Origin of the sequence: Emticicia sp. W12TSBA100-4, assembly GCF_040253585.1 — a bacterium.
Classification (GTDB): Bacteria; Bacteroidota; Bacteroidia; order Cytophagales; family Spirosomataceae; genus Emticicia.
The window spans coordinates 211,328-233,486 of the sequence record NZ_JBELAU010000005.1; the positions used below are offsets into that span (position 1 = coordinate 211,328).

The window sequence follows — 22,159 nt, forward strand, 5'->3', positions numbered from 1 at the left end:
TAGCACAAACATATCCTTTTTTACGAGCAAAATAGAATTTCGCTCTACTATTATAAATGAACTTGATTCAACACATACAAAATTTCACGATTTACGATTGGCTTTTGGCAATTGCTTTAATTGCTATGTCAGGTATTCAATTTTTCACTTTACGCAAACAAAAATCAAGTAAGCGATTCAAGACAAAAATTGCACTAAACTTAGTTTTGTGGATTTCAATTTGTTTATTCATCATCAATCCTAAATGGGAGATATCGACTAATAGTAATCGGATTTTGGTTTATAGCACTGATGTGCCATTGAGCGTTGTTAATCAACTGAAAGATAGCCTTAAAATTCAAGAAAGTTTTTCTCGGAAATCTTTTGATAAAAGTCTGATAGAAAACCCGAATTTTGCGAATCAAATTGGTAAAGTTTATCTTGTTGGACAAGAAGCTAAGCCAGAAATATTGAGTAAAGTTGCTGGTCATGCAATTGAGTGGATTCCGAGTTTTAAAGAAAATGAATTACAAGAATTACATTGGTCGGCGGTCTTGCGAAAAGGTGATATGCAAGAAATATCGGGAAAGATAAACCTTACTGAAAATAGTATTTTGTATCTAAAATGGGGAAAACAGACTATTGATAGCGTAAAACTGAGTAAAGGTTTTAATAATTTTAGCCTAAAGGTTCCAGTTTTTACACTTGGAGTAAGTTCTTTTGACTTATTTCTCAGTGAAGATAAATTACGAAGTATTGAGTTTTTTGCTCAAAAAAACCAGGCGTTTCGAGTGTTGATGATACTCACAAACCCTGATTTTGAAAGTAAAACTTTGGCCGATTGGCTGGGCAGAAATGGTACTCAAGTAAAAATAATTAGTACAGTAGCCAAGAATACACAAAGTGCAGTTTCAATCAACCAAATTGATTCTAATTTTACACCTGATATTATCATTACTGACCCATCGAATGCGGCAAATAGCCTTGTAAAAAAAGCATATTCGGAAGGAAAAAGTATATTTTTTATTAATCTTTCACAGGCTGATTTAGCCGCTAAAAGTATTAATCAAGTACTTGGCACAAATTGGATTTTTAAAAGAATTAGCACCCAAGAAAATATCCCTATTTCGGCAGACTTAACGGCCTTGCCGTATTCGATTCAAGCCCATGATTTTCAGAAAAGTATTGGAGATTTCCCGATTGCTATTCAGAAAAAAACTGGAACTGTTGGCGTTAGTTTATTGAATGAAACGTTTCCGCTGATGTTAAGTGGCGATAGCCTCAGCTACATGAAAATTTGGCAAGGTGCATTGCATCTACATCGCCCATCCAACGCAACAAATGTTTCGCTTTCAGCACCAGTTTTCAAAGATTCACCTACTGAAATCACCATTAATAGTGCTGAATCTTTAGCAAAAATTATAGTAGAAAAAGATACAGTTAACGCTCAAAAATCAGCCATAAATCCATTTTCAAGTCAAGTCAATTATACTTTCCGAGAAACTGGTTGGCAAAAATTGGGTGATTCAGTTGAGGTTTTTGTTGAAAATTCAGAGACACAGCTTGCTAAATCTCATCTCTTACAACCTTATTTAAACGCCAGTCCAACAAAATCTGGTGAAACCCAGAAACTTTCAGTTGAGTTTCCTGAATGGTTATGGTTTTTGATGTTTGTTTTGGCTTTAGGTGCTTTGTGGATTGAGCCGAAGATATAATAAAAGCCAAGCCCTCAAAAGAAAGCTTGGCCATTGCATTTTTCATTAATCACTTCAAAGCCTCAGCCCCATTCTTAATCTCTTCTACAATATTTGGGTCAAGGAGAGTTGTTGTGTCACCCAAATTTGAGGTTTCGCCTTCAGCTATTTTACGCAAGATTCTTCGCATAATTTTACCCGAACGAGTTTTTGGTAAGCCACTTACAAACTGAATTTTATCAGGTTTTGCAATTGGCCCTATAACACGAGAAACCGTTGCCAATATATCTCGGCGAGTCAAATCTTCGTCATGAATCATACTTTCACAGATTACATACGCATAAATTCCTTGACCTTTGATGTCGTGCGGGTAACCCACAATTGCACTTTCAACTACGCCTGTGTGCATATTAATGGCATTTTCTACTTCGGCAGTCCCAATTCTGTGTCCCGAAACATTCAATACATCATCAACACGACCTGTGATTCGGTAGAAGCCATTTTCATCACGCATGGCACCATCACCTGTAAAATATAGGTTTGGATATGCCGAAAAATAATTAGTACGACAACGCTCATGGTCGCCCCAAGTAGTACGCAAAATTGATGGCCACGGGAATTTAATGCAAAGGTTTCCACTGACATCTCCACCTAAAATCTCATTCCCATTTTCATCAACTAACATCATTTGCACTCCTGGAAGCGGCAACGATGCCCAAGCTGGTTTTAATGGCGTGATTCCCGCCAATGCAGAAATCATAATTCCGCCAGTTTCGGTTTGCCACCAAGTATCCACAACTGGGCATTTATCTTTACCAATATTTTTTGAATACCATTGCCAAGCCTCCTCGTTGATTGGTTCGCCCACCGAACCCAACACCTTCAAAGAGCTTAAATCTTTTCCTTCTACATATTCTAAACCAAAACCCATTAGTGAACGAATAGCAGTTGGAGCAGTATAAAGAATATTTACTTTATGTTTTTCAACAATATCCCAGAAACGTCCAGCGTCTGGGTAAGTCGGAACACCTTCAAACAATACCGAAATTGCACCCGATGCCAATGGGCCGTAAACGATGTATGAGTGCCCAGTAATCCAACCAATATCTGCCGTACAGAAATGCACCATGCCTGGCTTATATTGGAAGACATTTTGGAAAGTATATGCCGCATAAACCATGTAGCCCCCGCAAGTTTGTACCACACCTTTTGGTTTTCCAGTTGAACCCGACGTATAAAGAATAAAAAGAGGGTCTTCGGAGTCCATTTCTTCGGCTGGACAATCGCTTGTTACATGTTTTTCTTCTTCTTCCCACCAAACATCACGGCCTTTAATCATACTTACAGGCGTGCGAGTACGAGTAGCCACAATGACTTTCTTCACCGATGGGCAACCAATCATGGCATCATCAACCGTATCTTTCATCGGAATAGCTTTGTTTCCACGCACTGCACCATCAGTCGTTACAACTGCCACACATTGCGAATCATTGATACGGTCAGCGATTGAAGTTGCCGAGAACCCACCAAAAACTACCGAATGAATCGCCCCGATTCTGGCACAAGCCAACACCGCAATCGATAATTCGGGAATCATTGGCATATAAATACAAACTCGGTCGCCTTTTTGTACGCCATTACGCTTCAAAACATTAGCGAAGCGACACACACGCTCAAATAATTGACGGTATGTAAGTGTTACGCTTTCTTCATTTGGGTCGTTTGGTTCCCAAATAATAGCTGGCTGATTTGGTTTATCTTTTACATGGCGGTCCAGACAGTTTTCTGTAATATTGAGTTTTCCACCCACAAACCACTCTACTTTTGGTTCGCTGAAATTCCAGTTCAGCACTTTTCTCCATGGCTTTCTCCATTCAAAATTATTGGCTGCAATTTCGCCCCAAAAATCTTCGGGATTCTCTACGCTCTTCTTGTAAGCTTCTTCGTATTCTTGGAAAGAGTTGATTTTCATTTGAGGTAATATTAAAAAGGTACTAAAATTGAATAAATGATATAATTCTAAATAAACTGATTTTTAATTTCATTGCCGTCTGCTTTAGCTGACGGTAAAATTGTACAAAATCAAATTGGCTTTAGCCAAAATATACTCGATTTAGGCTAAAGCCCTATTTGGATGTTTTTAGTATCCGTCAGCTAAAGCAGACGGCAATGAATTTGTAAAGAGTAATTTAACTTCAATTTTGAAGTGTCAAATAGACGGACTGCCAATAAAATTTAACCAAAATCTATCCAGTAATCCAGCTACTTTTGGGTATTTTACTTAATATAAATATGACTACATAACAAATAATAGTTGTCAGAATAAACTGCGTTGCGATGCCGATACTTGGATGAATCCATTTGAAATTTATCTGAAACTGACGAGATAAAGTTTTCATCGGAATCAAGTGCATCAGATACATTCCGTAACTAAATCTATCTAATTGAGACGTTAATGTTGGTAAAATCTCAATATTCAGTAAATTCTTAAAAGTCAGAAATGCTGAAATTGACATCAAAATAACCGACGGACTTAGGTAATCGAATAAACTTGATTCATAGACTTTGTTGTTGGATACAGTCGAGAAATAAATTCCTACGAAAGTTATCAGCCAACTTATCAGAAAAACTGCCAATGCAATTAAACCAACTTTTTTCGGTGGAAAATTCATTTGTAAGTTTCCTAAGAAATATCCCAAAACAAAATATCCTAAATAACCCGAAAAGTACCGAATCTCAAAGTTGATTTTGATACCTAAAAACTTATCAAAATATGGATAAACCGTACAGGCTACAAACCACATGATTAAGAAAAACTTTACTTCTTGGTTAGTTGCTTGTGTAATCCATCGACTCACAATTGGCGAGAAAAGATAAATCCCCAAAAGCATATAAACAAACCATAAATGCCCCGAACCGCCAGCTCCACCAGTTAGTATTTTTTTTAGAATATCAAGAAATTCAAACTTTGTTTTTTCGGCAGGAATGAGTCCAAAATAATTTCCCCAAAGCATAAAAATGATTGTCCAAAGCAAAAAAGGAATGAATATTCTGGAAAATCTTTTCGATAAAAAGTCTGTTAAATTTTTGTATTTTCCTAAGAGCAAATACCCCGAAAGCATTACAAAAACTGGCACAGCGAACCGACCGAAAGCATTTGAAGCATTGCAAATCCACCACCAACTATTCGGTATTTTCCCCATTAAGTAAATCCCTCCTGCTGCACAGTGAAGCAAGATTACGGTCAGGGTTGCAAAAACTCTCAAATTTGAAATCCAGATTACTTTGGGCATTATTTATCTTGCTTGTTTTGCTTCAGATTGAAAAACTCCAATTTTTCTGTTTCTGATGCACTCTTCTATTTCTGTTAAAATATTTACATCATCAATCGTTGAAGGAACTGTAAATTGCTCACCATCAATAATTTGACGAATTGTTTTTCTTAAAATCTTTCCCGAACGAGTTTTTGGTAAACGCTTAATAACCACGGCATTGCGGAAAAATGCAACCGCCCCGATTTGCTCACGAATGAGTTGAACCAACTCATGTTCCATTTCATCTTGCGTGAAATTTGCTCCATCTTTCAGCACTACCAAACCTATTGGGCGTTGTCCACGAAGTTCGTCAGCAATGCCAACTACGGCACATTCGGCAACAGCTTTATGAGAACCAACGATTTCTTCCATTTCACCCGTAGAGAGGCGGTGTCCTGCTACATTAATTACATCATCAACCCGACCCATGATAAAAACATAGCCATCTTCGTCGATGTAGCCACCATCTCCTGTGAGATAATAACCGTCAAATTTGTTGAGGTATGAAGCTCTGAAACGTTCGTCATCATTCCATAGCGTAGGTAAGCAACTTGGCGGAAGTGGCAATTTTATACACACATAACCTTCTTCATTTGCACCGAGTTGTTGACCATTTTCACCCAAAATTTGCACATCAAAACCACAAACTGGCTTTGTTGCCGAACCTGCTTTCACAGGAAACTGTTCTACTCCCATCATATTAGCCACAATTCCCCAACCACTTTCGGTTTGCCACCAGTGGTCAATAATTGGTACTTTAGCAATTTCTTGTAGCCATTCCAGCGTTGGTGGGTCACAACGCTCTCCAGCTACAAAGATAGATTTCAAAGAGGAAGTATCGTATTTTTCTTTCAATTTTGCCTCAGCATCTTCTTTTTTAATGGCTCTGAAAGCAGTTGGTGCGGTAAAGAAAACATTTACTTTATGTTCTTCAATTACTCGCCAAAATGTTCCAGCATCTGGGTTTCTGACTGGTTTTCCTTCAAAAAATACTGTTGTACAACAGTAAATTAGCGGAGCATAAACAATGTATGAATGCCCCACAACCCAACCCACATCTGATGCCGCCCAAAAAACTTCATTAGGCTTCACATCATAAATATATTCCATCGAAAAATTAAGGGCAACGGCATGTCCACCATTATCTCTAACGATTCCTTTTGGCTTTCCTGTTGTGCCAGATGTATAAAGTACATAAAGTGGGTCGGTGGCATTCACTGGCACACAATCAGCTGATTTTGAATTACTTACATAAGAAACAAAATCAATATCTCGACCATCAACCATGCTTACTTGAAGCATCGGTCTTTGAAAAATTAAGCAGTTTGAAACTTTATGTTCTGCCAAATGAATGGCTTCATCGAGCAAAGGTTTATACGGAATCACTTTGTCGAATTCGAGACCACAAGAAGCAGATATGATTACTTTTGGATGAGCATCGTCGATTCTGATGGCGAGTTCGTGTGGAGCAAATCCACCGAAAACTACCGAGTGAACAGCCCCCAGTCTCGCACAAGCCAACATCGAAAATGCAGCTTCGGGAATCATGGGCATATACAGTACAACGGTATCGCCTTTGTTTATACCCAAAGCTTTTAAAGCTCCCGCAATTTTTGCAACTTCCGTTTGAACTTGTAAATAAGTATATTTGACGACTTTATTTGTAGCTGCCGAGTCGTAAATGATAGCGATTTTATCTCCTCTACCCTGCTCGACATGATAGTCAATCGCCAAGTAGCACGTATTCATCAACCCGCCTTCAAACCAACGGTAAAAACCATTTTTATCCTGCGAAAGAATCGTTTGCGGCTTTTCATACCATGCTATTTTATCAGCTTGTTCCGCCCAAAATACTTCGGGTTGGTCAATGCTTCGCCTGTAAAATGAGTCATAATTCATTACTTTTATTATAGTTTTGTTGTACATTTTTAATTTTGAATGAGTGAAGCGGAACGCGGCCCGTTTTCAATGATAGAATAATTTTTACTCAACGAACATTCATTCATTCTATCATTCACTCATTCTATCATTGGCTCACTACCCCCGAAGCCATCATATTTACTTTTTTCACTAAATCACGGGTTGAAAATGGTTTCGGGATATACAAATCTGCCCCAACACTATATCCTTTTTCAATATCTGCCTCCTTGCTTTTGGCACTCAAAAAGACCACTTTTGTCTCTTTGGTTTCATTTCCACCTTTGATAAATCGACAAACTTCGTAGCCATCTACTTTGGGCATCATAATATCGAGCAATACGATTTTTGGATGCTCTCTTTTGATGATGTCAAAGGCCTCTTCGCCATCTCGGGCGATAAAGACAATAAAACCCTCTTTTTTCATTAGAAATTCTAACGAAAGCAAGATATTTGGTTCATCATCAACGATTAATACCTTTATATTTTTCTGTATATTCATGGTCGTAGTATTTGTTGTAATAGACTTTCTCTTATTTTTTACTTAGTTTTATTTATTCAATGGGAATAGAAAAGGAGAATTTTGAACCTTTCCCAACTTCACTTTCTACCCAAATTTCTCCGTTATGCAACTCTAAAATCCGTTTTGAAATTGCCAATCCAAGTCCGCTGCCTTTTGGTTTTTTAATGGTTTGGTCGTGAGCTTGATAAAATTTATCAAAAATTAGCTCTTGATATTGTTTTGCAATTCCAGCTCCATCATCAATCACATTTACGTACAGATTATCATCTTGCTTATACGCTGTAATGGTAATTGTACCTTTATTACCTTCAGTAAATTTCAATGCATTTGAGAGTAAATTGAGCATAACCTGCATAATTCTGTCTCTATCTCCTTCAAATTTGGGCAATTTTTTATCAATTTTCGTTATGATAGAAATCCCTTTATCTTTAGCCAGTTGCTCAATAGATTCTATAGAATCTATAATAATTTCTTCGAGGTTGAGGGTTTCCTTAGCTACTTTCACCTTTCCAGATTCAAACTTTTCTAAATCTAACACTTGATTTATCAAACGACTCAATCGGTCAGATTCTTTGATGATGGTATTCAAAAAATGCTGTCTTTCCGAATGCTCAATGTCTTCATTATCGTATAAAATTTCAGACAGAGCTTTTATCGAAGTCAACGGTGTACGAATTTCGTGCGTAACTGTAGCTAAAAAATCATCTTTGAGTTTATCAGTAAATTTCAACTGTTCGTTGGCAGCTTGTAATTGCTCGGTGAGTAATTTTAATTCTTGCGATTTTTGTTTTAACTCCTTATTTACCGCCATCAATTCTTGCGATTTCTTCAAAATTTCAACGACTTCATTCAATGAAATTTCCTCTTCTTTTGCCACCGACGAAACCATCATACGGGCCGAGGCAGTTCCGACGATGCCCGAAAGTAATTTTTCTGAATAATTCACAAAACGAGCATCGGCATAGCGAGTATTTAGATTGATATTATTGCGAGTGGCAAAAACTCTTGCTATTCTTTCGGTGCGGCTTGTTCCGAGAAAACTTTCGAGCAAATTCATAATATCACTCACCAATGCTTTTCCCCGCCAGACGACTGAGTTTTCGATACCTTTTGAGTACTGAAATACATCAACAAACAACACGGCTTGATTATGCTCAATAGAGGTTTGTTTACTGCACAAGGAACCGAAAAAATAAAGAACTATATTGAAAAACAACGTCCAGAATGTGGCATGAGAAATATTATCCATGCCCGTCATACCAAATAATTCGTAAGGTTTTAGTAGTGAAACACCAAATAAACCTTCTGTCATAATTTTATCAGATATTACTCCTGAACTAACGAGTGATGGAATAATTAGGGTAAAAAACCAAATAACTGTTCCACCAACTAATCCCGCCATTGCACCTTTTTGTGTGCCTCTTTTCCAGAAAATACCTCCCAAAACTGACGGTGCAAACTGAGCTACAACAACAAAGGCTGTCATTCCAATTGAAACTAAAGAGTATTTTTCGGTAATAAATTTGAAATAGAAATACCCTAAAAATATGATGAGAGCGATCGAAAAACGTCTCATAAACTGAATCACTCGACTCGGATTTAGATTGATAAGGTCTTTTGATGCTGGAATTCCCAAGAAAATTGGCATCAGTAAATTATTACTCACCATTACGCTTATGGCTATCGTTTCTACGATTATCATGCCCGTTGCTGCCGAAAAACCACCTATATAAGTCAAAATCGCTAATGATTCATCAGAAAAATGCAGCGGAATCGACAAGACATACATATCAGAATTGACCGCTTGCCCATTAAAAATAATTCCTCCCGCAAGGGTAATTGGCATTACGAAAATATTGATGAGCAACATATATAGTGGAAACATCCACATCGCTCGATTGATGTATTTTTCATCAACATTCTCTACGACCGTCACCTGAAATTGGCGTGGCAAAAACAAAAAGGCCATTGTGGCCAGTAACGTATGCCAAAACCACATCGACATTCCACTTTCGTTTTCGACCACAAAATTCTTTTTAGCAGCTTGAAGTAATTTTGCTTTGTTATAAATGTCTTCAAAACCATCAAAAAGCCAGTAGGTTACATACATTCCGATAGCTAAAAAAGCGATGAGTTTAATAATTGACTCCACCGCAATAGCTGTTACCATTCCCTCGTGTCGCTCGGTTGCTTCTACGTTTCGAGTACCAAATAAGATGGTAAACAGAATCAGTAAAATGACAATATAAAAAGTATGGTCAACTAAAATATTGCTATTTAAAAGGCTTCTTGTTAGAATTCCGAAGCTATTTGAAATGGCTTTTAGTTGTAATGCAATATACGGAATCCCTGATAGTAAGCATATTATGGTTACTAAGACTCCCAAAGAACGATTTTTGCCATAACGTGACGATATAAAATCGGCGATACTCGTCAAGCGTTGAGTTTTACATATACGGATGATTTTCAAGAGTATCGGAAAAGCCAAGAACATCACCAAAGTTGGGCCAATATAAACAGCTAAAAAATCAAGTCCATCGGTTGAAGCTCTCCCTACACTTCCGTAAAAAGTCCATGCTGTACAATAAACCGCCAACGAAAGTGCATAAATGTTAGGGTTACTAACAATACTCTTGGCATTCTTTGATTTTTTTTCGGCCTGATAAGCTACGATAAACAAAAACGCCAAATAATAAATCGAGATAAGTCCTAAAATGTAGCTATTCATGTTCTTGTGTTTCTTCTACATTTTTAGATTCAGCAATGATGGCAATCACGATAATTCCCACCGCCCAAACACTAAACACATATACATAAACAAGCGGCATACCGAATATAAAAACGGTTTTATTGAACAACGATAATAACGGAAAATTGAGTAAACAGACCAAGAAAATCGTTATTGCAATGGCTCTTTGCTGCTTCATGTAGGGTTTCTGATTTATTGCACTAAGCTACGACTAACATGGTACTATTCAAAGATTTATTTAGCTATTTTTGCTAAATAAATATAGTTAAAAATTTACTTCGGGAAAAAATTCCTCTCCTTTTCAAGGAGGGGTGGCAAAATTCTGACAAAGTCGAATTTTGACGGGGTGGTTAGTTCCAACTATCCATATTTTAAAACAATTATAGACCAAGAACCACCCCGTCCGACTTCGTCAGGACACCGTAGTGACGGTCGCCCCTCCTTGAAAAAAGGAGCGACCGTTGCACGGGGGAAATAATAAGAACACACCCCTAAAATAAGAATGTATGCCAATGGGAGTTTTCCTCAACTGGCATACATTGCTCTATTAAACCCTAAGCCTTACTTATTATGGTAATTCACTTATTATCTTTTCGATAGTCGAATGGCTTAGAAATCAACTATTTTTCAAAAATCAATCTTTTGAGTCGAATTCTCCCTGTAGAGAATACAAACCGAATGTTCCTAAAGCTCCTGCAATCATCGGGCAAAGAATTACTGTGTAAATAATTGCTGGAATTACGTTTTCGCCACCTTTATTCCAGAGCATAATCGCTTGATTCACAATTAGATAGTAAACCGCACCAATTCCGATTAATATCCAAACTATTCCTAAAATTCGTTTTATAGCATTCATTGTATTAATGTTTTTATGTATTAAAAATTCAACATTTATATATGAACGTCCAATTTGGACGTTCATATGAGTAAAAATCAATCATTTACTTTGTTATCTTTTCCATCTAAATAGATTGTTCCAATAACGAAACAAATACCTGCAAGAATTATCGGATACCAAAGACCTTCGAGATAAGGTTTTTCGATAACTGGAGCTAAACCCGACTCGGCCGCTACACTGTTTATTTTCTGTGCGTTCGATACCAAGAAAGTTGCAATTGCAGGAAGTAGTCCACCAAAGATACCATTTCCGATGTGATAAGGCAACGACATTGATGTATAACGAATCTTGATTGGGAACATTTCAACTAAAAATGCAGCAACTGGACCATAAACCATTGTTACGAACAACATTTGAATAAAAACTAACCAAGTAAGTGTCCACTTATCGGTATCATTGATTGTAACAGTTTTTTTGGTTTCAACAATTGGTTTACCATCTTTTTCACTGATTTCAACTACACCATTTTTCAAAGTTTTAGTTTTAACTTCTTTATAAGTTGTTCCGTCAGTATATGCTTTTGTTACGGTATAAACTGAGTCAACACCACCATTTTTGTTTTTAGCATTTTCTTTCAATTCAGATACTGATGTTGCTTTTTCTACGATTTCAGTTTTGCCTTTGATGTCAACGGTATCATACATTTTTGAGTAGATTGTGCGGTAAGAAAGAATAGCTACCAACATACCCGCCATCATAATCCACTTACGACCGATGCGGTCAGACAACCAACCAAATACTACGAAGAAAGGCGTTCCGAGACACAACCCCCAAATCATAATGCTATCAACTTGCTCTTTTGGTACATTCATGATTTTTTCAATGAAAGACATCGCATAAAATTGTCCTGTGTACCAAACAACACCCTGCCCCATAGTTACGCCCAATAGTGCCAACAATACAAATTTGAAGTTCAATTTATTTCCGAAAGATTCTTTTAAAGGATTAGTGGAAGTTTTTCCATCAGCTTTTGCCTTTGAAAACAAAGGCGACTCGTGCATATTACGACGTATGATATAAGAAATACCAACCATCAAGATTGAAGCTAAGAATGGAATTCTCCAACCATAGGCATCAAAATCTTCTTTGCTTAAAATTGCTTTGGTAAGTGCAATAACAATCAATGAAACTATCAAACCTGCCGTTGCCGTAATCTGAATCCATGAAGTCATGTACCCACGTTCGTTGGCAGGTGAGTGTTCGGCAACGTAGGTTGCAGCACCACCGTATTCGCCACCAAGAGCCAAACCTTGTAATAATCTGAGCAATAAGACCAGCAAGGGAGCGGCCACACCGATGGTTTCGTAGGCAGGTATAATACCGATGGTGAAAGTTGCACCTCCCATCAACAATAAAGTTACCATGAAGGTATATTTTCTACCGATTAAGTCTCCGAGACGACCAAAGAATAATGCACCAAATGGGCGAACAACAAAACCAGCTGCAAATGTTGCTAAGGTTGAAAGAAACGAGAGTGTTTCGCTTCCAGGGCCTGCTGGGAAGAATTTTGTAGAGATAATGGTCGCCAAACTTCCGAAGATATAGAAGTCGTACCACTCAATCATCGTTCCTACTGATGATGCTCCAATAATGGAGAACATCGAACTTTTTTTACTTTCAGACATAGTGCTAATCAATTAAGGGTTTAAGTAATATTAGAGTTGAGTTTTATAAATAGATTTGTAATTGAGCAATAAATTCGCCAAAATGCTTTTGCTTAGTTGTTGCAGTTTCAATTCCTGGACGCAACGAATACTGCGTTGTGATTTTTGCATGATGGCCATCAATCAACCAGTTTACGCCTAAGTCAAAGTTTGTAACTGCTTTTGGAAGTGCATCAAAGTTTTTATATGTAAATGCTGTAAATGGTTGCACTCTCATTTTAGGTTTTTCGCTTCCTTTTGGCATCAAGATACCCACTTGTGTATAGAAAATATCACCTGTTCCAATCATTGGTTGGGCATTTCCTGCACCCGACATCAATTTACCACTTCCTTCATAAGCGGCATTCACGACACCTTCATTCATAATACCGATATTTCGGATATAATTTGGCCCAAAATTATAATTGAAATATCCAGCGTAAGCAGTTACAGCCGTATTTTTTGCTTTATCGCCAAATGGCATATCTAAGAAAGCATCAACCGAAAGCAAGTTTACGTTATGGCTTTCGAGTTTTCCGTTTACTGAAGACTTAGTACCATTACCTTGGCTGTAAAAACCTGCTCCGATATTAAAGACACGCTTTGTACCCAAATATGTACCAACTTTGAAAGGTAATAAATTTGATTCATTATCGAGGAATTGATATTCCAAATAAGCAGTTTTTGCCCAATTACTTTTTCCATTATTATCAACCGCAGCAGCTTTTGAAGCATCGGTTACATTAGTCGGAGCTAAACTTGTACTGAAAGGCTTATTCATTGCCAAACGGTATTCTAATTTATTCAATTTACCTTTGGCAAAAAAACCATACTGACGAGCAAATTGGTCGGCATTATCAATAGTTGCCCACGAGAAAATCGGAGAGTCAACTGTCAAGAAATTGAGTGTTGAGGCCATTGTCATGCGAGAAATTCCCATGAAATAGTGTAAACCTGCCCCTATGCTCAAACTCGAATTTTTGTTTTCTTTGGTTGGTAAAACCACGTGATATTCGTTCCAAGCATCGTGAAAGAAAATTTGAGGTTTCTTACCATTTCCGTAGCCACCAGTTCCTGAAGTTCCTGAAGCTCCACCGTTGATAAACGTTTGGTTATTAATACCAATGTGGGCAAGTACCATGTAGCGTTTGCTGATTTGTGCGTAGGCCAACATACGTAAACGACGGCCCGAAATATCAAAATTTGTTTTGGCAGCTTCACCAGCAATTGTTGTACCGGGATTTAGTTGTGTGCCTCTAAACCAAATCTGATTCCAAGTAAGCAAACGAATAAATTTCGACCCTTCTGGGTTGACATTCAATTTGATTCCACCACCGTAATCAGCAGAACCTTGAGCTTGTATAACACTATAGCTAAATAAAAAAAGCGATAAGGTGAATAGTAATTTTTTCATATTAGGTCTTTTATTATGGTTTTGTTGTACGTCCGTTTAAGACGATACAAAACTTTCATAAAAAGACACGTTTCGCAAATCCTTGATATAGCTTTGCTAATAACAGATAGAATTCATTGTACTTTAAAATTTCTTAAAAACCACAATATTAGAACACTAAACTTGTATTTTACGAAATTTTATTTCTATGAATTTACATAAAACAAAATAATAAATAACTTCAAAACAATAATATGCTACAAATTCAGAATATTTTCAAAATACTATTTTAGTAGAGATATTTGTATAAAAATTGCACTATTTCAATATTTTTTATTATTGTTTAATTAAAATTAAACAATAATCTATCTATTTTTTGAATCTCTCCCATTTGATAAGCATAAACTTATCGCCCAACTCAGTTACTACCATCCCTGCTCCTTTTAGGTTATCTCGATTGGCATAAAATTCGGCTAACTCCTTATGATTCATCACTTTATATGTCGGATGATAAAGTGTTTGTTTAGGTATCTTTACTTGATATTTTTTCACCCAATTCATCACAGAAACGTGACTTACACCCAATAAACGCTCGATTTCTCGATAACTTACCCCTTCAATGTATAATTGAAGTGCTTTGATTACATAATAACTTTCAATGCTTTTTCCCATCTTTTCGACGGTGAAATTATAGCCACAATCTTTACACTTAAAGCGTTGACGCTCTTTGATTATACCATTTCGTGAGATATTGTTTGAATCACATTGGGGGCAGTTTGGTAGGCTCATAGTATCTATATATTTTTAGCAAAGATATACTTTATTAGCAAATATAGATTATTTCAAGATTTTATTTCACTTTATTTTCAAAAAAAATTTATCTGTTGATGTTTTATTCATTTTGAAATTGAAGAAAAGTTTTTCCAATTCCCGATTATCTCTCTTTCGGGCTTTATGTTGATATTTTTCCTCAAACTTCCCCACTTTGCTATCAGAATGCCTAAGGTACGTATTTTTTAGGTTTTCAAATGTCTCTCAATATCTACAGATGCTTAACAGTAGCTTGATTTTGAAGAGTTATTCTAAACAAAATCTTAATTAAAATGACCAAAAAAATTGTTTTTGTACTCGCTGTAATTTTAATGAATGTAAAGCTTGTTTCAGCTCAAACATTATCAGTAGGCCCAATGGTGGGTGTAAATGTTTCAACAATTGTAGATGACCCTACGAGTAAATATCTTCCAGGCTTAAATCTCGGCGGATTCTTAAATTATAGTATTGACAGCCACTGGGGTTTATCGGCAAAATTACTTTATTCACAACTCGGTGATAAGAGCAAAACTGTTGATAATCACACAAGATTGCACTATATCCAAGTACCTGTAACAGGAGTTTATTATTTTGGAGAGCAAGGAGATAAATTTAGGCCTAAACTATTCGCTGGACTTTACGCAGGGGCTTTGCTACAAGCTAATAACGCCGATGGCGATATAGTTATACAACCTGATGGACAAAAAGCATATAACAATCTTGATTTTGGCGGCTTGGCTGGTTTAGGTTTCAATTACCGACTAAAATCTCGTACTTGGTTAAATGTTGACGCTGGTTTTAATAGAGGCTTTGCAGATATCACAAAAACATCTAACACAACTTATAATAACTTAGCATTCAACTTAAATGTAGGTGTAAGTTTCCCAATTTCAGAGAAATAATTACTTACTAACTAAATTCATACAATTTAAGCCACACAGTATATAAAGAAGGCCATCAATCTCACGACTGATGGCCTTCACTTTTAAAATAATTTACGGCTTCATTGTTTCTGATAAAACACCTTCGGGTAGTTTTACTTCATAACGATAGACTGGTTCAATCGAATCCAAATCATCAGGTAAAATCTCCATGATGGTCTTCATGAGCCCTGTTTTCAAATCCAGAACCCAACCGTGAAGATGCGGATAGTCGCCTGCTGCCCACGCTTTTTGTACGATTGTTGTTTTAGCCAAATTACGTACTTGCTCGGTTACGTTTAACTCAACGAGTCTATCAAATTTTGCTTGAAAATCTTCGATTTTGCTTAGTTCTTCGTGGTGCTTAACGTTTACATCTTTGATGTTTCTGAGCCACTTGTTGATAAGACCGTAGTCTTTATTGTCCATTGAGGCTTTTACTCCCCCACAATTATAATGACCAACCACCAAAATATGCTTTACTTTAAGTACTTCAACAGCATATTGTAGAACACTTAACATATTTATATCGGTATGCACAACCAGATTGGCCACGTTACGATGAACAAAAATATCACCAGGTTGAGTGCCTGTCACTTGGTCGGCAGGCACACGGCTATCCGCACAACCAATCCATAAGAATTCTGGGTTTTGATGTGAAGCCAGTTCTTCAAAATAGCCTTCATCCACACGTAGTTTTTCGGCAGCCCAAGCTTTATTCGCCAGTAAGAGTTTTTGATACGATTGCATTGCTTTTTCTATAGTTTATTTTTTTTCTTGAAATTCCTTTAAACTCTACTGTTATATTTCGGTTTTTAACCTCTTTTTGAAATTCTTCTAAGGTCAAAAATATATCGTGGTCAATGAAAGATGCTTTTGCACCATCAACAAAAAGATAATCGCCTTCTTGAAGTGAAAGCAGTTTTTGCTTTAATTCTGACTTATTAAAATAGAAAATATCTTTATTGAATTGAATCAAAACATTTTTCCCATCACGCATAAACGACATTGAGCCTTTATAGTTAGTATATAGAATATAAAGCATTGCTACAAAAACCCCAATGCCAATTCCTTTTAATAAATCGGTAAATACAACTGCAATTACAGTTACCAAAAAAGGCACAAATTGGTCTTGTCCTTCCTTGAAAACATCCTTAAAAATGGCAGGTTTTGCCAATTTATAACCAACCATGATCAATACAATAGCCAGTGAAGCCAATGGAATTTGGTTCAGAACATTTGGTATGGCAAGTGTACAGACCAATAAAATTAGACCATGAAAAATGGTTGCTAAGTTTGTTTTTCCGCCTGCCTGAATATTGGCCGAACTTCTAACTATTACCTGTGTAAGTGGAATCCCACCCAAGAAACCCGACACAATATTTCCAGCACCTTGTGCCAATAACTCACGATTGGTTGGGGTAATTCTTGAATCTGGGTCAAGTTTGTCAGTAGCTTCTACGCTTAGAAGCGTTTCGAGGCTCGCAATAATAGCAATTACTACCGCAATTTTCCATACCACAGGATTGGTAATGGCCGAAAAATTAGGCATTTGGAAGAGATTAACAAAGTCGCCTACCGAACTTGTTACAGGCAATGACACTAAATGATTACTTTCGAGATGAAAGAAAGAAGGCAATACAGTAAGACCATTATTGAGAATAATACCAGCAATTACTGCCATCAAAGCTCCTGGAATCATCCCTAAAACAGCATTTCGTCTGATAAACGTTTGTTCCCACAAAATCATAATTGCTAACGAAATCAAGCCAATAACTAAAGCACCTTCATTAAACAGCTCAGAGATTCTCGCTAATTCAGAGAATGTATTTTGACCATCATTTTGAAAGAAACTTTCATCGCCTTCATAATCTAAATCAATTCCCATTGCGTGAGGAATTTGTTTTAAAATAATAATAATACCAATAGCGGTAAGCATTCCTTTAATAACCGATGATGGAAAATAGTAGCCAATTACGCCTGCTTTTACAGCTCCTAAAATTATTTGGATAAAACCAGCTAAAACAACAGCCAGTAAAAATGAATCATAAGCACCAATTTCGGTAATAGCGTTTAAAACGATAACAGTTAAACCCGCAGCAGGACCACTGACTCCGAGCTGAGAACCACTCAATGCTCCCACTACAATTCCGCCTACAACTCCAGCAATAACGCCCGCAATCAACGGAGCTCCTGAGGCCAAAGCAACACCTAAACAGAGCGGCAGTGCGACCAAAAAAACTACTAAACCAGCAGAAATATCCGATTTAATATACTTGAAATTAAAGTTTTTCATAATATAATTTAAAAAGACATGCAAATATCCTAAAACAGCAAACGGTATGAAATCGAGATTATTGGAAAAACTGAAAAACAAACGTATTAGCCATTAAAGGCAGTATTTACTGTCAATTTTGGAGTAAAATGATTTGATTAAAAGAGAGATAAAAGAGATTATCGTTTCGGAGGAGGAGCATCTATGACCCGAAATGGATTTGTGATGCTTGTAGAAGCTTCATCACATACGATGTTCTCTGTCAGGATATGACTAATAATAAATTGAAAATATAAACTTTCAACGAGATATTTTTCGATTGAAACTTCTTTTGAAGTATCCTCTGTCTCATTATTATCTTCAATATCTTGTACTTCAACTTTATGCTTGCAATCAGAAAAACACTCCCTTACAGTCGAAAACTCAACCATCATTAAAAGTATTAATACTAAGATTCGCTGGAGCATCAATAAGTTATTTTTATAAAAATAATAAGTATTGTTAATGCAAAAGTAATAATTAAACCTTAATACCCTATAAATGATTCCAAGAATTCTACTATTAACCATTTATTATCGACAAAGAAGCTTTTTTGGAGTAAAAAATTTCATCAAGGCCTTTGAATCCAAGAATAAACATTATTAATTCCCATTTTTAATTATCAATTAATTCTATAATTTCTTTCGCCAAATTTTCCGATAAAGTCGGAGCTAAAGCCACACCCATTCCATTCATTCTAAGACTTAATGAAATATGGGGGTTTAAGCATTTACTTAGAGGTGTTTTAGTTTCATCAAAAGCCATAATTCCGCTCCAACGCTGGTCAATTTTTATGTTTTTGTGTTTCGGAATAATATTTTCGTAAAGAAGTTGTTCAAGACGATTCTGCACTAAATCGGTCAAGGCAAATTCATCGGTGTTTTCAGACTGAAAATCTAAATTTCGTCCACCTCCAAATAAAACCCTATTTCGATAATTTCTGAAATAATAATAGCCTTTATCGAAATGAAAAGTTCCTCTCCAGTTGAGTCCTTCAATGGGTTCAGTTATAAAAACCTGTCCACGTCCAGCGTATAAATCAACTTCTGGCAAAAGCTGTTTTGTGAAAGCATTAGTTGTGATACTCAAATGTTTGGCTTCAAAAACCAAACCATTTTCGGCGTAAATTTTCACGCTATTACCTTCATTTTCAAACCTTTGCACTTTAACACCATTAAACAAGCGTACTTTCATGGCTTGCACAGTTTCAGTCATCGCACTGATGAGTTTGCCACTGTGAATTGAACCTTCAACCGTATTTTTGATGGCATACTCAAAACCCGAAAAACCTGCGTTTTGAATGACACTTTCATCGACAAAAAAATGGTCATCGTTTCCTACAATACTCTTTATAGATTGATTTAGGGCATTTAACTGCTCTATTGTATCTTCAAAAATTGCTTTATCACTGAATAACTCAATACCTCCACAATCGTCATATTCGATCTCCGAACCGAAATATTGGCTAATCATCTTGATTCCTTTATAACGTTTTTCAGCCCAAAACATCGCTTGGTCAAGCCCCATAACTTCGATATTTTCAATCAGTTCGGTTGGGCTTCCAAAACATGCAAAACCTGCATTTTTGGTACTTGCTCCAGTTGGTAAAACCCCAGCTTCGAGAATAGCAATTTCAATTTTTGGTTGATATTTTTTCAAAAAATAAGCTAACCAAAGCCCCGAAAACCCTGCTCCAACTACAATGACATCATATTTTTTCAAAAAAACATCCTTTTCCCAAAAACTAAGCATAATATTGTGGTTTCTAATTGAGCAAAATTAGAATTAAGAAAGGAGAATCAAGAATGATGAATGAAATTAATTTCATTTGCCCATAATAATGTTAGAAAAACTACAACAAGCCAGCCAAATTGCCCAGCAAATTCAAGAAACTGAGATTCAGAAATACATTTTAAAGAATCCTCAAAAATTAGATGCAGAAATGTTGCGTTTGGTGGCAGACCAGTGGCTTGCTCGACAAAAAGCTAAACACAAATTGCCATCCTGGTTTGCTAACGAGAAAGTTATTTTCCCACCCCCGCTTTCGGTCGAACAGGCTTCTTCTGAGATTACAGCCATTTATAAAGCCGAGATTTTTGCAAGAAATTTCGGAAACGAAAAATGTGTCGACCTTACAGGCGGTATGGGGCTTGATAGTTGGGCTTTAGCAAAAGTAACTGATTCTGTAACATATATTGAACAAAACACCACTCTATCACTCGTAGCAAAGTATAATTTTGAGGTTTTAGCACAAAACAACATTGAAGTATTGAATGAAAATGCAACACAACTCAATCATTCATTCATTCAACCATTCAAAACTTTTTACATCGACCCACACCGCCGAGATGATGCTAAAAATAAAGTTTTTAAAATAGAAGATTGTGAGCCTAATCTATTAGAAATCAAGCATTTATTACCCAATTTTATGGTAAAATTTTCACCTATGCTTGATATAAAACTGGCCATTGAACAAATTCAAAACATTGCGGAAGTGCATATTGTGGCTATTGAAAATGAGGTAAAAGAATTACTTTTTGTGAGTAAAAAGCCAAGTACCTTGATAATAAATAAAACGGTCATTCATTGTATCAACTTTGCCTCGAATAATGTACAACAAGTTTTCGAGTTTGACTTCGAAGCTGAAGAAAAAAGTACAGTAAAATATTCAAAACCAAGTACTTACATCTACGAACCCAATGCCACAATTCTGAAAGCCGGTGCTTTTAAGAGCATTGCCACACACTTTAATTTAGCCAAAATTGCACCTAATAGTCATTTATATACTTCTGAAAGTTTGGTTGAAAACTTTGTAGGTCGGAGTTTTATTTGTGAAGCAGTTTGTAAATTTGATAAGAAAGAAATACTTTCAAAACTACCAAGCCCCAAGGTTAATATCAGCACACGCAACTTTCCGATGAAGCCCGAAGAAATAAAAAAGAAATTGGGTTTGCAAGATGGCGGCGAATACTATTTATTTGCTACTGAAAGCTCTGAAAAACAAAAGATTGTGTTGATTTGCAGAAAAATTGGTCAGGCATGATTTTTTTGATTTTAAACACGTTACAATTTTCCATTCACAGCGTCATAAACAGACAATTTAAAATTATTATTATGAGAAAAGTACTTTTGACAGGCATTTTGTTAGTAGCCAGCGTTGCAAGTTTTGCACAAACGATTTTGAGTGGCTCAGAGGTTTTCGGCAAAGACCGTAAAGAAGGATTCTACATGACGCTCAATATTGAGAAAAAATTTATTGAGAAAGAATGGTCGCTTTTTATTTCAAAATATGGTGGTGTAGCACAAAACAGAGAAACTTTCAATATTGCAGCTGCAAATATTTCAGAAGTATCATCTGACCCGATTAATCTAATGACTAAAATTACCTCTGACCAAAAAGTGAAAACTAAGGTTTTTGCATCGTTTGACTTAGGCGGCGGAAATATGGTTTCTGACAATAACAAAGAGTTTAAAGGTGTAGAAAAAATCCTAAAAGATTTTTATGCTTTTGCAATGCAAAACGAAGATGTAAGATTGGCCGAGCGTGATGCCGAAGAATCTCAGAAAAACCTCGACCGAGTAAATAAAACAGGAGACAGAATTGCCCGTGACATCGAAAAAAATAAGCGAGAAAAAGAAAAACTTTTAAAGGAAATCGAAGAAAACAGAGTAGAACTCGAAAAACTTTTGAAAGACCAGACAAGCAATAAGCAAGACCAAGAAAATGCCCGCATTGCTCTCGAAGAAAAACAAAAAGCAGCAAGCGTAGTAAAAACTCGCATTAAGTAAGTAGAATAAATCTATGTCTATTTGAGCCTCTCGATTAGCTTCGAGCGGCTCTTTTTATTTTCATAGAATTTAATATCATTATTTCAATAACTTTTATTACTATTATAAGCGATTCATTAATTCAACTTTCATCGTTTATTATTTTTCATATTTTTGCGAATAACCTGTTTACAACTTTAACTAAAATTATATTGAGCTTATTATCAGGTGAAATAG

Annotated in this window: 18 protein-coding genes; 4 read left to right on the plus strand and 14 right to left on the minus strand. The window is 36.3% G+C overall.

Features of this window, described 5'->3' with window-relative positions; genetic code table 11:
- The first annotated feature begins 56 nt into the window (after positions 1 to 56).
- Complete coding sequence (locus ABR854_RS08405) at positions 57 to 1,694, plus strand: hypothetical protein (protein ID WP_350264962.1); 1,638 nt, start codon at positions 57 to 59, stop codon at positions 1,692 to 1,694.
- 49 nt (positions 1,695 to 1,743) lie between these two features.
- Here ABR854_RS08405 and acs read toward each other — a convergent pair whose 3' ends face one another.
- The 10 genes from acs to ABR854_RS08455 form a co-directional block, all read right to left on the minus strand.
- Positions 1,744 to 3,645, minus strand: a complete 1,902-nt coding sequence (gene acs / locus ABR854_RS08410; RefSeq protein ID WP_350264963.1) for an acetate--CoA ligase — start codon at positions 3,643 to 3,645, stop codon at positions 1,744 to 1,746.
- A 274-nt stretch (positions 3,646 to 3,919) separates the two neighbouring features.
- Positions 3,920 to 4,966, minus strand: coding sequence for an acyltransferase (locus ABR854_RS08415; protein ID WP_350264965.1), 1,047 nt, complete (start codon positions 4,964 to 4,966; stop codon positions 3,920 to 3,922).
- Between the two features lie 3 nt (positions 4,967 to 4,969).
- Positions 4,970 to 6,913, minus strand: coding sequence for a propionyl-CoA synthetase (locus ABR854_RS08420; protein ID WP_350264966.1), 1,944 nt, complete (start codon positions 6,911 to 6,913; stop codon positions 4,970 to 4,972).
- Positions 6,914 to 7,013: 100 nt separating this feature from the next.
- The gene (locus tag ABR854_RS08425; RefSeq protein WP_350264967.1) at positions 7,014 to 7,406 is read right to left on the minus strand and encodes a response regulator; all 393 of its coding nucleotides are present in this window, start codon (positions 7,404 to 7,406) and stop codon (positions 7,014 to 7,016) included.
- Between the two features lie 52 nt (positions 7,407 to 7,458).
- Positions 7,459 to 10,155 carry an ATP-binding protein gene (locus ABR854_RS08430; protein ID WP_350264968.1) on the minus strand — a complete coding sequence of 899 codons (2,697 nt, stop codon included), beginning with the start codon at positions 10,153 to 10,155 and terminating at the stop codon, positions 7,459 to 7,461.
- Positions 10,148 to 10,354 carry a hypothetical protein gene (locus ABR854_RS08435; protein ID WP_350264969.1) on the minus strand — a complete coding sequence of 69 codons (207 nt, stop codon included), beginning with the start codon at positions 10,352 to 10,354 and terminating at the stop codon, positions 10,148 to 10,150. Before ABR854_RS08435 ends, ABR854_RS08430 begins: the two co-directional genes overlap by 8 nt.
- A 456-nt stretch (positions 10,355 to 10,810) precedes the next feature.
- Entirely contained in the window at positions 10,811 to 11,032 is a 222-nt protein-coding gene (locus ABR854_RS08440) for a DUF6814 family protein (protein WP_064196665.1), read from the minus strand.
- A gap of 77 nt (positions 11,033 to 11,109) precedes the next feature.
- Complete coding sequence (locus ABR854_RS08445) at positions 11,110 to 12,699, minus strand: MFS transporter (protein ID WP_350264971.1); 1,590 nt, start codon at positions 12,697 to 12,699, stop codon at positions 11,110 to 11,112.
- Between the two features lie 43 nt (positions 12,700 to 12,742).
- Positions 12,743 to 14,131 carry a porin gene (locus ABR854_RS08450; protein WP_350264972.1) on the minus strand — a complete coding sequence of 463 codons (1,389 nt, stop codon included), beginning with the start codon at positions 14,129 to 14,131 and terminating at the stop codon, positions 12,743 to 12,745.
- Between the two features lie 348 nt (positions 14,132 to 14,479).
- On the minus strand, positions 14,480 to 14,899 hold the full coding sequence (locus ABR854_RS08455; protein WP_064196667.1) for an IS1/IS1595 family N-terminal zinc-binding domain-containing protein: 420 nt from the start codon (positions 14,897 to 14,899) through the stop codon (positions 14,480 to 14,482).
- Between the two features lie 314 nt (positions 14,900 to 15,213).
- Between ABR854_RS08455 and ABR854_RS08460 the strand changes: the two genes are divergently transcribed.
- Complete coding sequence (locus tag ABR854_RS08460; RefSeq protein ID WP_350264973.1) at positions 15,214 to 15,822, plus strand: porin family protein; 609 nt, start codon at positions 15,214 to 15,216, stop codon at positions 15,820 to 15,822.
- 93 nt (positions 15,823 to 15,915) lie between these two features.
- On the opposite strand, the gene ABR854_RS08465 is transcribed toward ABR854_RS08460, so the two are convergent.
- The 4 genes from ABR854_RS08465 to ABR854_RS08480 form a co-directional block, all read right to left on the minus strand.
- On the minus strand, positions 15,916 to 16,590 hold the full coding sequence (locus ABR854_RS08465; protein WP_350264974.1) for a carbonic anhydrase: 675 nt from the start codon (positions 16,588 to 16,590) through the stop codon (positions 15,916 to 15,918).
- Positions 16,556 to 18,136 (minus strand): SulP family inorganic anion transporter, encoded by a 1,581-nt coding sequence (locus ABR854_RS08470; protein WP_350264975.1) that lies wholly within the window; start codon positions 18,134 to 18,136, stop codon positions 16,556 to 16,558. The genes ABR854_RS08465 and ABR854_RS08470 overlap by 35 nt, the downstream gene beginning before the upstream one ends.
- A gap of 158 nt (positions 18,137 to 18,294) precedes the next feature.
- The gene (locus ABR854_RS08475) at positions 18,295 to 18,582 is read right to left on the minus strand and encodes a hypothetical protein (protein WP_350264976.1); all 288 of its coding nucleotides are present in this window, start codon (positions 18,580 to 18,582) and stop codon (positions 18,295 to 18,297) included.
- A 187-nt stretch (positions 18,583 to 18,769) separates the two neighbouring features.
- Entirely contained in the window at positions 18,770 to 19,906 is a 1,137-nt protein-coding gene (locus ABR854_RS08480; protein ID WP_350264977.1) for an NAD(P)/FAD-dependent oxidoreductase, read from the minus strand.
- A gap of 88 nt (positions 19,907 to 19,994) precedes the next feature.
- Between ABR854_RS08480 and ABR854_RS08485 the strand changes: the two genes are divergently transcribed.
- The gene (locus ABR854_RS08485; protein ID WP_350264978.1) at positions 19,995 to 21,197 is read left to right on the plus strand and encodes a THUMP-like domain-containing protein; all 1,203 of its coding nucleotides are present in this window, start codon (positions 19,995 to 19,997) and stop codon (positions 21,195 to 21,197) included.
- A 71-nt stretch (positions 21,198 to 21,268) separates the two neighbouring features.
- Positions 21,269 to 21,943 carry a hypothetical protein gene (locus ABR854_RS08490; protein ID WP_350264979.1) on the plus strand — a complete coding sequence of 225 codons (675 nt, stop codon included), beginning with the start codon at positions 21,269 to 21,271 and terminating at the stop codon, positions 21,941 to 21,943.
- Positions 21,944 to 22,159: the final 216 nt, after the last annotated feature.